13 protein-coding genes are annotated in these 11,839 nt (G+C 71.5%); 4 read left to right on the forward strand and 9 right to left on the reverse strand.

Annotation, left to right across the window (positions count from 1 at the left end; translation table 11 throughout):
* Nucleotides 1-60: 60 nt before the first annotated feature.
* Together ACTIFU_RS18995 and ACTIFU_RS19000 are read right to left on the reverse strand one after the other, a co-directional pair.
* A complete protein-coding gene (locus tag ACTIFU_RS18995) occupies nucleotides 61-840 on the reverse strand; it encodes a methyltransferase (protein ID WP_439579890.1) in 780 nt (259 codons plus the stop codon).
* 101 nt (nucleotides 841-941) lie between these two features.
* Nucleotides 942-2,174: an argininosuccinate synthase gene (locus tag ACTIFU_RS19000; RefSeq protein ID WP_439579891.1), complete on the reverse strand. Its 1,233-nt coding sequence runs from the start codon at nucleotides 2,172-2,174 to the stop codon at nucleotides 942-944.
* Between the two features lie 73 nt (nucleotides 2,175-2,247).
* On the opposite strand from ACTIFU_RS19000, the gene ACTIFU_RS19005 reads away from it, so the two are divergent.
* Nucleotides 2,248-3,006 carry an alpha/beta hydrolase family protein gene (locus ACTIFU_RS19005; RefSeq protein WP_439579892.1) on the forward strand — a complete coding sequence of 253 codons (759 nt, stop codon included), beginning with the start codon at nucleotides 2,248-2,250 and terminating at the stop codon, nucleotides 3,004-3,006.
* Here the strand turns inward: ACTIFU_RS19005 and dnaQ are convergent, their stop codons facing one another.
* The 4 genes from dnaQ to ACTIFU_RS19025 all read right to left on the reverse strand — a co-directional run bounded on the left by dnaQ (nucleotide 3,007) and on the right by ACTIFU_RS19025 (nucleotide 6,277).
* The gene (dnaQ, locus tag ACTIFU_RS19010; RefSeq protein ID WP_439579893.1) at nucleotides 3,007-3,729 is read right to left on the reverse strand and encodes a DNA polymerase III subunit epsilon; all 723 of its coding nucleotides are present in this window, start codon (nucleotides 3,727-3,729) and stop codon (nucleotides 3,007-3,009) included.
* Entirely contained in the window at nucleotides 3,726-4,322 is a 597-nt protein-coding gene (coaE, locus tag ACTIFU_RS19015; protein ID WP_439579894.1) for a dephospho-CoA kinase, read from the reverse strand. The genes dnaQ and coaE overlap by 4 nt, the downstream gene beginning before the upstream one ends.
* On the reverse strand, nucleotides 4,319-5,182 hold the full coding sequence (locus ACTIFU_RS19020; protein ID WP_439579895.1) for a shikimate dehydrogenase: 864 nt from the start codon (nucleotides 5,180-5,182) through the stop codon (nucleotides 4,319-4,321). The genes coaE and ACTIFU_RS19020 overlap by 4 nt, the downstream gene beginning before the upstream one ends.
* 240 nt (nucleotides 5,183-5,422) lie before the next feature.
* A complete protein-coding gene (locus ACTIFU_RS19025; RefSeq protein WP_439579896.1) occupies nucleotides 5,423-6,277 on the reverse strand; it encodes an alpha/beta fold hydrolase in 855 nt (284 codons plus the stop codon).
* 112 nt (nucleotides 6,278-6,389) lie between these two features.
* Here ACTIFU_RS19025 and ACTIFU_RS19030 point away from each other — a divergent pair, with 112 nt between their 5' ends.
* The 3 genes from ACTIFU_RS19030 to ACTIFU_RS19040 are packed head-to-tail and all read left to right on the forward strand — an operon-like array spanning nucleotide 6,390 to nucleotide 9,577.
* Nucleotides 6,390-7,358 (forward strand): Bug family tripartite tricarboxylate transporter substrate binding protein, encoded by a 969-nt coding sequence (locus ACTIFU_RS19030; RefSeq protein ID WP_439579897.1) that lies wholly within the window; start codon nucleotides 6,390-6,392, stop codon nucleotides 7,356-7,358.
* Between the two features lie 19 nt (nucleotides 7,359-7,377).
* Nucleotides 7,378-8,367 carry a dihydrodipicolinate synthase family protein gene (locus ACTIFU_RS19035; RefSeq protein ID WP_439579898.1) on the forward strand — a complete coding sequence of 330 codons (990 nt, stop codon included), beginning with the start codon at nucleotides 7,378-7,380 and terminating at the stop codon, nucleotides 8,365-8,367.
* 1 nt (nucleotide 8,368) lies between these two features.
* Nucleotides 8,369-9,577: an MFS transporter gene (locus tag ACTIFU_RS19040; protein WP_439579899.1), complete on the forward strand. Its 1,209-nt coding sequence runs from the start codon at nucleotides 8,369-8,371 to the stop codon at nucleotides 9,575-9,577.
* Here ACTIFU_RS19040 and ACTIFU_RS19045 read toward each other — a convergent pair.
* The 3 genes from ACTIFU_RS19045 to ACTIFU_RS19055 all read right to left on the reverse strand — a co-directional run.
* Nucleotides 9,574-10,437 carry an aspartate/glutamate racemase family protein gene (locus ACTIFU_RS19045; RefSeq protein ID WP_439579900.1) on the reverse strand — a complete coding sequence of 288 codons (864 nt, stop codon included), beginning with the start codon at nucleotides 10,435-10,437 and terminating at the stop codon, nucleotides 9,574-9,576. The two genes, ACTIFU_RS19040 and ACTIFU_RS19045, sit on opposite strands and share 4 nt — an antisense overlap.
* 10 nt (nucleotides 10,438-10,447) lie before the next feature.
* Entirely contained in the window at nucleotides 10,448-11,233 is a 786-nt protein-coding gene (locus ACTIFU_RS19050) for an SDR family NAD(P)-dependent oxidoreductase (protein ID WP_439579901.1), read from the reverse strand.
* Between the two features lie 3 nt (nucleotides 11,234-11,236).
* A partial coding sequence (locus ACTIFU_RS19055) for a tripartite tricarboxylate transporter substrate-binding protein (protein WP_439579902.1) occupies nucleotides 11,237-11,839 on the reverse strand: 603 nt, incomplete at its 5' end.

Genomic DNA, 11,839 nt, shown 5'->3' on the forward strand with positions numbered 1-11,839 from the left:
ATCGACCAGCCCTGGCGCATCACGTCCATCGGCCTCCGCGACTGGGCGCATCGGTTCTGATCAGTGGGAGTTGGTATTACCGACGTTGCGCAGCACACGGCGGCACTGGTCCGGCGAGAGCACCTGGAGCAGGTTGCGCAGCACGGCGACGTCATGGCTGCCCCTGGGCGGCACCTCGGTCACGTCGGTGTCGAGCACCCGAATCCGCTCCCCAAACGCGGACTCGGCGACGAAGCTCCGGGCGATGGCGGTGACCCTCGGCAGCTCGACGACAGTGGCCGCGAGGCCGGCGCAGACCTCGCAGGCGCCAATCGCGAGCCCGCCCGAGCCGCCTCCGACATCGAGCAGGCGCCGGAAGCGCGCGAAGTCCTCGCTGTGCGCGAGCTGTCGTCCGGTCGCCAGCGCCCCGGCGTGCTGGCCGCGGAAGTACGCGCCGAGCTCGTCATCGGACATCGCCTCGAAGTCATGCTTCGCCTGCGGCGCGTCGGCGCGGATCGAGCGTGCGGTGCCGAGCGCCGCGTTCCAGAGGTCCGCATAGGCTTCGTGCGCGCTTCCCATATACGTCGGGCGCCCGCGCACCAGGTAGAGATCCGCCTCCGGGGTGTTGGCGAAGCGCCCGCCCTCGACCGTGAGCAGTTCCGCGTGCACGAGCGCGTAGAGCAGCGGCTCAAGCCTGTCGGCGCCCACGCCGATCGCCCGCGCGATTTCCACGCCCCGGAGCGGCCCGTCCTGGAGGGGCGTGAATACGTCGAGCTGCATGCCGGCGAGCATCGCCATCGACGGATATGCCCCGTACGCCAGCCGGGTGATCGTCGTCGGCCTGATCTGCGGAATGGCCATCGCGGCCTCCAGCGGCACAGGAGCGATAGGATATTCATTCCGGCCAAGTCACGTCAAGCGGCAGGCGCGGTCCGCGCCTCCCGCCGGAACGGGGACGCGCGCTACAGCGCCCCGCCCCTGCGCCCCGCCATCGCGCCGAGCCGGAGCCGCAGCGCGTTCAGCTTGATGAAGCCCTTGGCATCGATCTGGTCGTAGGCGCCCTGGTCGTCCTCGAAAGTGACGTACTTCATCGAGTACAGGCTGTGCGGGCTCTCGCGGCCCGAGACCATCACGTTGCCCTTGTAGAGCTTCAGCTTCACCCGGCCGGTGACGTGCTCCTGGCTCGCATCGATCGCGGCCTGGAGCATCCGCCGCTCGGGCGCGAACCAGAAGCCGTAATAGATCAGCTCGGCGTAGCGCGGCATGAGCTGATCCTTGAGATGCGCGACCTCGCGGTCGAGCGTGATGCTCTCGATCGCGCGATGGGCGGCGAGCAGGATGGTGCCGCCCGGGGTCTCATAGACGCCGCGCGACTTCATGCCGACGAAACGGTTCTCCACAAGGTCAAGGCGGCCGATCCCGTTTTCCTTCCCCAGCGCATTCAGCCGCGTCAGCAGCGTCGCCGGCGAAAGTGTCTCGCCGTTCAGCGCCACCGCGTCGCCCTTCTCGAAATCGATCGCGATCTCGGTCACGCGGTCGGGCGCGGCCATCGGGCTGATGGTGCGCTGATAGACGATCTCGTCCGCCTCCACCCCCGGCTCCTCGAGGATCTTCCCCTCGGACGACGAGTGCAGCAGGTTCGCGTCCACGCTGAACGGCGCCTCGCCCCGCTTGTCCTTGGCGATCGGGATCTGGTGCTTCTCCGCGAAGTCGAGCAGCGCGGTGCGCGAGGTGAGCGCCCACTCCCGCCACGGCGCGATCACCGTCACATCCGGCTTCAGCGCGTAGTAGGAGAGCTCGAAGCGCACCTGGTCGTTGCCCTTGCCGGTCGCGCCATGGGCGACGGCGTCCGCGCCCGTCATCTCGGCGATCTCGATCTGGCGCTTGGCGATCAAGGGCCGCGCGATCGAGGTGCCGAGCAGGTACTGCCCCTCGTAGAGCGCGTTGGCGCGGAACATCGGGAAGACGAAGTCGCGCACGAACTCCTCGCGCAGATCGTCGATGAAGATGTTCGCGTCCTTGATGCCGAGCAGGCGGGCCTTGTCGCGCGCGGGGCCGAGTTCCTCACCCTGGCCGAGATCGGCGGTGAAGGTCACGACCTCGCAGCCATAGGTCGTCTGCAGCCACTTGAGGATCACGGAGGTGTCGAGCCCGCCCGAATAGGCAAGCACGACCTTCTTGACGCTCTTTGTCATGGACAGGGCCCGAGCAAGGAGGAAACGGCGGCCCCTCTAGCCCGGCAGGGGGGTGTCGGCAAGACTGTGGCCGATGAGGCGGCTGTGGCTCTGCATGCTCTGGCTGGTACTTGCGGCAGGCTGTACGCCAGCGACCCCGCCCGAGGGCATCGGCGGGATCGGTTGGTCCTTCACGCCGGCGCAGGACCACGGCCGCCGCGGCCCCGCGGCGTCGGCGGGGGTGATCGTATTCGCGCATGGCCGCGGTGGCAATTTCGAGGACTATCGCGGGCTCGCGCCGCAGCCCTGGGTGGACCGCTTCGCCGCGGCCGGGTTCGACGTGCTGCTGTTTGATCGCCATCCGGTCAGCGACGATGCCAATCGTGCGGCCACGTGGCTGCGCGCGGGGCTCGCGGCACTGCGCGGACAGGGTTACCGGCGGATCGTCGTCGCCGGGCACTCGCGCGGCGGCTGGACCGCGCTCGCGGCGCTGGAACAGGCCGGGCTCGCAGATGTCGTGATCGCGATCGCGGCGGCCGCGCACGGGCGGGGCGGCAGCATGAACCTCGCGGCCCAGTACGACCAGCTTCGCGCGATGGTCGCGCGCATCCCGCCGAGCGCGGCGCGTGTGGCCTTCGTGCAGTTTGCCGGCGATCCGTTCGTGCTCGATCCCGAGGGGCGGGCGCGGCTGATGCGCGAGCGGCTGGCCCCGCGGCTCGGTGCGGTGCTGCTGGTCGACCGGCCGGGCGGCATCGCCGGCCACGCCGCCGGCTACGGCGAGACCTTCGCCGCGCGCTTCGGCCCCTGCCTCGTCGCCTTCGCAACCGCGGCCGAGCCGCCGCGGTCCTGCTGATCAGCCGGGAGCGGCGTCGACGGTACCGTAGGTCCCGGGGTCGAGGGTCGCCCAGAGCGCGCCGGTGATCCCCGCGACGAAGGCGCGGTGCGCGGCAAGCTCGGCCTCGCTCGGCACGATCGGGCGCGGCGTGCGCGCGACCGGCACGCCCTGGACGCTGCCACGCACAGCGGCGCGCGCCGCAGGTCCAAGCCCGAGCCCGGGCTGCCGGCCGCCCAGCAGTTCGAGATAGACCTCGGCCAGAAGCTGGCAGTCGAGCAGCGCGTTGTGGCTGGTGCGCATCGAGTTGTCGATGCCGAAGCGGCGGCAGAGCGCATCGAGGCTGGCGGGCAGCCCGGGATGGCGCCTGCGCGCCAGGGCGACCGTGTCGATCGCGCGCGTGGCATCGATCGGCGGCAGGTCGAGGCGGGCGAGCTCGGCGTTGATGAAGCCGAGATCGAAGGGCGCGTTGTGCGCGACGATCGGATCCGCACCGAGGAACGCCAGCAGCTCGTCGGCGATCTCGCCGAAGCCGGGCTTGCCGATCAGGCTCGCCCGCGTGATGCCATGGATGCGTTCCGCCTCCGGGTCGATGTCGCGGCCCGGATCGACCAGGCGGTGCAGCACGCGCCCGGTGGGGACGTGGTTGCGCAGCTCGAGGCAGCAGATCTCGATGATGCGGTGCCCGAGGCTCGTTTCCAGCCCGGTGGTCTCGGTGTCGAGCAGGACTTCGCGGTCGCTCATCGTGCGCCCTTCCGGAGCTGCGCCACGAGCCGGCGGATCCCGCGCTGTGCGTGGTGGCGCGAGAGCCCCGTGCGGATGACGGTGTCGGCGCGGCGGCGCTTCTCGGCGTCGGGCATCTGGCGCGCGCGGATCGCGGCAAGCCGGGCCTCGGTCATCCCGGGCCGGGGGAGCACGCGCGCGCGCTGGGTCGAGGTGGGGGCGCTGACGACGACCACGTGATCGACGCGCGCCGCGCCGCCGGTCTCGAACAGCAGCGGGATGTCGAGCACGGCGAGCGGGCGGCGCGCGCGTCGGCAGCGCGCCAGGAAGCGCTGTTCCTCCTGCCGCACGAGCGGATGGATCGCGGCCTCGAGCCGGGCGAGAAAGGCCGGGTCGGTGAGCGCGCGCTGGCGCAGCGCTTCGCGCGAGACCGCGCCATCGACCACCGCCTCGGGTGCGAGCGCGGCGATTGCGCGCACGCCGGCGCCGGCCCTTGCGTAAAGCCGGTGCACGGCGGCGTCTGCATCGTGCACGGGAATGCCGAGGCGTCGGAACGCTCGCGCCGCCGCTGACTTGCCCATGCCGATGCCGCCCGTCAGCCCGATCACGATCATGCCGCCTCGGCGGTCTCCGGCACGTCGCCGGCGACGAAGCGGGCGAGCGCATCGTCCACCTCTGGATCGACGCCGAACCAGGCGCGGAAGCCGGGTCGCGCCTGATGCAGCAGCATCGGCAGCCCGCCGACGGTGCGAAGCCCGCGCGCGGTCGCCGCAGCGATCAGGCCGGTGATGCGCGGCACATAGACGATGTCGGCGACGATGGCGTCATCGGGCAGTCGGGCGAACGGCAGGTCGGGCGAGGGGGTACCCTTCATGCCGAGCGAGGTGGCGTTGACGAGCAGGCGTGTGGCCGGGAGCAGGTCCGGCGCCTCGTCCCAGCCTGCGGCCGCGACCGTGCCGCCGAGCGCGGTGCAGAGCGCCTCGGCGCGGGCGCGGGTGCGGTTGACGAAGGCGAGGTGCGGGCATCCGGCATCGAGCAGGGCGGCGGCGATGGCGCGCGCCGAGCCGCCGGCGCCGAGCACGGTGACGGGCGTGTCGGCGATGCTGAGCCCCGGCACGGCCTGGCGCAGCCCTTCGAGAAAGCCCCAGCCGTCGGTGTTGGAGCCGGCGATGCTGCCGTCCGGGCGAAACACCAGCGTATTGACCGCGCCGGCACGGTGCGCGGTCGCATCGACCTGGTCGCAGACGGCGAAGGCGGCCTCCTTGTGCGGAATGGTGACATTGGCGCCCTGGAAGCCGAGATCGCGCAGACTACGTACGGCGTCGGCGAAACGTTCCGGGTGCACCGGGAGCGGCAGGTAGGCGCCGTCGATGCGGTGGCGCTCGAGCCAGAACCCGTGCAGCCGCGGCGAGCGCGAGTGCGCGACCGGCCAGCCCAGCACGCCGGCGAGGCGCGATGTTCCGGAGAGGCTCATGGGGCGGGCATGGCGGAGCGGGCGGTGTCCCAGGGTGAGGTGCTACCGGCGATACGGTCGCCGTGCCGGCCTGGCCGGCGGCCGGCGTGATCATCGCCGAGTCGGTGTCACGGCGCCACTGCCTCGCGGCAGCCGCACCATGCCCGGCGGGCCCGGCCGGTATCGGCGGAGGCGGGGCCCCGGTGCTCCCGGGCGCGACGGCGCCCCGGGATCAGGCGCACCCGGCACGCCGTGGCGGCATCATCCGCCGATCGCCGCGCGGGCTCGATCGCCGCGCCGCGCGCGGTCTCCGTCCAGGAACGCCAGCAGGACGCGCAGACAGCGCTCGGGGGCGGCATCGCCAATGTTGTGCGGCATCCCCTCCAGCGAGACGAGAGTCGCGTCCGGAATGCGGGCCTGCATGCGCTCGTACTGGTCGTGCGAGCCGATCGGCTCCTGTCCCGGCGCAACCAGCAACGTCGGGCAGCCGATGCGATCGAGCTCGTCCTCCCAGTCGCGACTGGCCATGTGGGTGACGAAGCGGCCGATGAAGCCCGGGTCGTTGCCGCCGGTCTGGCGACAGAACCAGTCCACGAGCCCGGGATCGGCATCCGCCGGAAAACGGTCGGCGATGCCCTCGCGCACGAACGCCTCGAGGCCCATCGCGGCGATCCTCGCTGGCCACGTGCCGGCCTGGCTGTTGCGCAGCCCGGGCGTGGACGCAAACAGTGAGAGCGTTGCCACGCGCGCGGGATGCTCCATCGCGAGGCGCTGGCCGACATAGCCGCCGGCGGAGAGGCCGACCACATGCGCCCGTGCGATCTCGAGGTGATCGAGCAGCTCGACCACGTCGGCCACAAGCCGCTCGACGGTCAAGGGCTGCGCCTCGCCCGGCACGCCCGATGCGCCGTGACCACGCAGGTCAAGACTGACCGTCGTCCAGTGTCGGGCAAGTGTCGGGATCCAGGCGAACCAGCGGCGATACGCCCCCATCGCTGCGTGCAGCAGCAGTACGGGTGTCGCCGGCATGCGCCACGGATCGGTGAAGTCGTCGATGCGCCAGGCGAGCACGACGCCGTCGCTCGCCGTCAGCGTCGCCATGGTCGGTCGGAGCACTCCTTGCGCCTCCGGATCGCGCTGCGGGACCGTGCATCGTCGGCCCGCGCGCGGCATTGCGCAATCCATGGAGGCGACTACGATGACGCAAGCGAACGAGGGGAGAAGAACCATGCACGCCATCCGTCGCCGCCACCTGCTCGCCGGCGCCGGCGCCGTCATCGGCAGCCCGGCCCTGGCGCAGGGGTTCCCCGACCGGCCGGTGCGCGTGATCGTGCCGTTCGGCCCGGGCGGCGGCACCGACAACCTCGTGCGACTGATCGATGCGCATGTGCGCGCCGCCCTCGGCCAGCCGCTGGTGATCGAGAACCGTGCCGGCGCAGGCGGAACGATCGGAGGCGAGCTGGTCGCGCGCGCGCCCGCCGACGGCTACACCGTGCTGATCGTGGACAGCAGCTTCGCGATCAACCCGTCGCTGTTCCCGCGCCTGCCGTACGATTCGGCCAAGGATTTCGCGCCGGTGAGCCTGCTCGCGACCGGGCCCGTGATCCTGCTGTCGCATCGTTCGCTGCCGGTGACCTCGCTCCAGGATCTCGTGGCGATGGCGAAGGCGCGGCCGGGCCAGCTCAGCTACGCCTCGGGCGGAAACGGCGCCTCGACGCATCTCGCGGGCGAGCTTCTGAAGATGGTGGCCGGGATCGATCTCGTGCACGTGCCCTATCGCGGCACCGGGCCGGCCACGACCGATGTCGTCGCCGGCCATGTGCCGCTGATGTTCAACGGCATCAGTGCGGCGCGCCCGCATGTCGATGCAGGCCGCCTGCGCGCGCTCGCCGTGACCGGTGACCGGCGCGCGGCCGCGCTGCCCGATGTGCCGACCTTCGCCGAGGCCGGGCTGCCGGATGTCACGGCCTCCACCTACTGGGGTGCGCTGGTGCCGGCCGGCACGCCGGCGGCGGCGATCGAGAAACTGTCCGGGGCGCTGCGCGCCGGCGTGCGCCACCCTGATGCGCAGGAGCGGCTGACCGCGCTCGGCTTCGTGCCGATCGGCGGATCACCGTCCGACTACGCCGAGAACCTGCGCACCGAGACGACCAAGTGGGCCGAGGTTGTGCGCAAGGCCAACGTCACGCTCGACTGAGCGCGAACGAACCTCGCGTATGCGCTACGCCGCTGGCGCGGCGCGCGAATGGGTGCGCGCGACGCTCTCCGGCTACCTCACCATCCTCTACACGCCGTTCGGGGCGGATGGCGCGATCGACGAGGACGGGTTGCGCCACAACGTGCGCGCCACGCTCGCGCGGCCGGGTGTCGGCGGCCTCTCCGTGCATTCGCTGCACCAGGAATTCTGGGCGCTGACGCTCGCGGAGCGCAAGCGCGTCACCGAGATCGTGCTGGACGAGGTCGGCGGCCGCGCGCCGGTGGTGATCGGCTGTTCTGATCCGGCAGCGGCGATGGTGATCGAGCTTGCCCGCCACGCGCAGGAGGCGGGTGCTGATCTGGTGATGGTCTGGCCACCCTATTACGGCCCGCGCAGCGCCGCCGGCGTGCGCGCCTTCTACGAGCATGTCGCGGCGCGGATCGACATCGGCATGGTGGTCTATGCGACCACGCTGGCCGAACTCGCCTACTATCTCGACCCCGACCAGGTGGCAGGGCTGCTGCATCTGCCGACTGTCTGCGCGGTGCAGGACACGACGCTGAACTTCGCGAGCTACGCGCGGATGATGGAGCGTGTCGGCGACCGGATCGCCGTCTCGACCTCGCTCGAGGAGTACTTCCTGTTCGGCCGGCTCACCTACCCCGACCGCGCGCCCCGCTTCATGATCGGCTCGTCGCGGCCGGTGCTGTGCCAGACGGCGGCGCGCCCGCATTGCGGCCGGTTCATCGATGCCGCACTCGGTGGCGACTACGCGGCGGCGGCAGCGCATCTGCGCACGATCAGCGCGATCGCGAGCCGCCTGCAGAGCCGGTACTTCGCGCAGGGCTTCCATCACGTCGCCCTGTTCAAGGCGATCGCAGGCCAGCTCGGCATGCGAATCGGTGTCTTCTGGCGACCGGCGCTGAGCCCGCCGGATCAGCGGGACGTCGAAGAGTGCGTCGCCGTTCTGCGCGAGGCCGGGCTGCTCGACGCGATGGCCGGGTCGTAGCGTGGGGCAACCCTGGGTCGCCGCCCTCGGCGCGACGCTGCTGATGCAGGCGGTGGCGTCGTTCATGATGCACAGCCTGCCCGTGATCGCGCCGGTGCTGACGGGTGCGGTCGGGCTCGCGCCGGAGGCGATCGGCAATCTCTCGTCGATCAACGCCTTCGGCACGGTGTTGTTCCTGGCCTTCGGCGGGCCGGTGCTGGCCCGGCTCGGCCCGATCCGAATGCTCCAGGCGGGTGCCATGCTCTCTGCGCTCGGGCTGCTGGCGATCGGGCTCGGCACCGTCCCAGCGCTCGGCATCGCCGCGCTGCTGCTCGGCATCGGCTACGGCCCGACGCCGCCCGCCGGCAGCCGCATCCTCGCCGCCACGGCGCCTGCCGGGCACCGCACGCTGATCTTCTCAGTCAAGCAGGCCGGCGCACCGCTCGGCGGCATGCTGGCCGGCCTGATCACAGCCCCAGTCGCGAGCGCGTTCGGTTGGGGTGCGGCCCTCGTCGTCTGCGCGGCCGCCGCCTTCGTCTCCTCGGCCATGATCCAGCCGCTCCGCACGACGCTCGATGCCGAACGTGACGCGCAGCGGTCGCTGCATCCGCGCGCGATGTTCAGCCCGGCCACACTCGCGCTGCCCTATGCGGCACTCTGGCTGTCGCCGCTGCTGCCGCCACTCACCCTGCTCGCGGTGTCGTTCGCGATCGTGCAGGGTTGCCTGTTCTCGTTCACCGTCACCTGGCTGGTCGAGACGCGCGCGATGACGCTGGTGCAGGCGGGCAGCGCGTTTGCGGCCATGCAGGGTGCCGGCGTCGCCGCACGCATCGCGCTCGGCTGGCTCGCCGACCGTACCGGCAGTCCGAGCGCCAACCTGGTGGTGCAGGGCTTCGCCGCCGCCGCCGCGGTGCTCGTCTTCGCCGCCATGCCTGTCGGCGCCGGCCTGCTGCTCACCTCCGCGCTCGCAGCCCTCGCGGGCTTCGTCGCGGCGAGCTGGAACGGGATCTATCTCGCCGAGGTCGCGCGGCTCGTACCACGTGACCGGGTCTCCGACGCGACCTCGGGTTCGACGCTGTTCACCTTCCTCGGCTACGTCGCCGGGCCGGCGCTGTTCGCGCTGCTGGTGCGCCTCACCGGCGGCTGGGGCGTGCCCATGATCGCGATCGCGGCGCAGCTCGCCGCCGTCTCCGCCCTGGTCGCGCCGCGTCTGCTGCGCGGTCCACGCTAGACGACCTTTCGCCGACGCACACGTCTTGGCGGATCGAGCGGATAGGCAAGCCCGCTCGCATCGACCCCGAGATCGATGAGCAGCTTCGCCTGCGCGATCGCGCAGCGGTACCCTTCCAGCACCGGCACGTCCCAGCCGAGCTCGCGCAGGCGCTGCTGCAACGGCCTCTGCAGCCAGTACGCGGCCGAGCAGCCGAGGATCAGGCTCTCGGCGCCGTCCTCCTCGATCGCCGCAACCGCCTCGCGCACTGCCGCCTCGAGCATCGCCGAGCCTCCGTCGCGGGCGAACCGCTCGCTCTCATCCTGGACCGTCACGCGGCCCTCATGCGCCTCGCGTGGCAGCGGGAACTCGAGATTGCGGATCGACGCGCAGTGCTCGGTCATGCGGTAGCGCACCACCAGGTCGGCCATCTGCATGTTGTGGCCTTCCGAGATGTCGATGATGCTGAACCGGTGGCCGAGGGCGATCGCCGCGTGCATCTGAGCATGCGCACACGCGGTGAGCGCGATGCCGTAGCGATGCGCGATCTCGCGGCTCTCGACATAGCCCGGATCGCCGCCGCCGAGCAGCACGATGCCGTTGTACCTGCCGGACTCGCAGGCCTCGCGCACGACCGTCAACCGGTTGACGCCGGCGATCGCGAATTCCTCGCGCGTCTCCACCCCACCCTTGCCGTGGGTGGCGGGCGCGCCGGGATGCGCGTCCCACGACACGCCGGCGAGCAGCGGCGCGATCGCGTCGTAGTTCATCAGCAGGTCTTCCTTGCGCCCCTCATAGGCACGCATTCGGAACAGGGACTCGCCCATGTGCCGGAAGGCCGCGATCAACAAAAAGCGGTAGGGCGAGGCGTCATCCGCCATGATGCGATCCTCAGTAGGCCGAGCGGCCGCCATCGGCGGCGATCGTCGCGCCGGTGATCATGCGCGCGGCATCCGAGGCGAGGAACACCGCGGTCGCGGCGATGTGCTCGGGCTCGCCGACCCAGAACGGATACTCGCGCAGCCGGCCGACCGGGTCCTGCGGGTCGTTCTTGACGCGGTCCGACGACAGCTCGCCCCAGGTGCGGATGATCCGCTCGGTCATCACCCGGCCCGAGGCGATCACGTTGGCGCGGATGTTGTGCTTGGCGTAGGTCCCAGCGAGGGCGCGGGTGAAGGCCAGGATCGCGCCCTTCGCCGCCGTGTAGACGTGGAACGGGCTCGCCCCGCGCAGCGCCGCGCCCGAGGACATGTTGACGATCGCGCCGCCGCCCGCACGGACCATGGCCGGGATCGCGTGGCGGCAGCAGAGGAAGGTGCCGCGCACGTCCAGATCGAAGGTGCGATCGAACACGTCGAGCGGCACCTCCGTCACCGGCCCGTCCTCCGGAACTGTGCCGCCGGCGCAGTTGTAGAGGATGTCGAGCCGGCCGAACCGCGCGACCACCTGCGCCATCGCCGATGCCACCTGACCGTCATCGGTGATGTCGGCGGCAAGGCCCAGGGCGTCGCCGCCCGCATCAGCCACCGCGGCCGCGCTCCGCTCGGCGCGCGCGGGATCGAGGTCGATCACGGCGACGCGCGCGCCGGCGGCGTGGAACGCCAGCGCAGCCGCATGGCCGATGCCGCCGCCGCCACCCGAGATCACCGCGACCTTGTCGCGCAGGCTCGCGTCCATCGCTCAGCCCGCCTGGATGCCGGCCTGGCGGATGATCGGGCCCCACTTCGCGAGCTCCGCCTGGAAGCGCGCGCGATACTCCGCCGGCGTGCTGCCGCGTGGGACGAAGCCGAGGCCCTCGATCCGCTCGCGCACCTCCGGCATGGCGAGCACGGCGGCGAGCGCTGCGGCAAACCGCTCGCCGATCGCGGCGGGCGCGGCGGCCGGCAGCCAGAAGCCCCACATCGTCTCGGCATCCATCTCCGGCAGCCCGGCCTCGGCGAAGGTCGGCACGTTCGGCATCGACGACGAGCGCCGCTCGCCGGTCACCGCGATCGCCTTCAGCCGCCCCGTCTCGACATGCTGGCGGGTCGAGCTGATGCCGGAGAACATCATCTCGGTCTGTCCGCCGAGCAGCGCCGTCACACCGGGGCCGGAACCCTGATAAGGCACATGCACGATGTCGATGCGCCCGACATGGCGGAGCAACTCGCCCGAGAGATGCGTCGATGTGCCGTTGCCGCCCGAGGCGAAGTTCACCTTGCCGGGATTGGCGCGCGCATAGGCGAGCAGCTCCGCCACCGTGCTCGGCGGGAAGTTGGGCGCCGTGACCAGGATCACCGGCGC

Origin of the sequence: Elioraea sp., assembly GCF_051860475.1 — a bacterium.
GTDB lineage: Bacteria > Pseudomonadota > Alphaproteobacteria > Acetobacterales > Acetobacteraceae > Elioraea.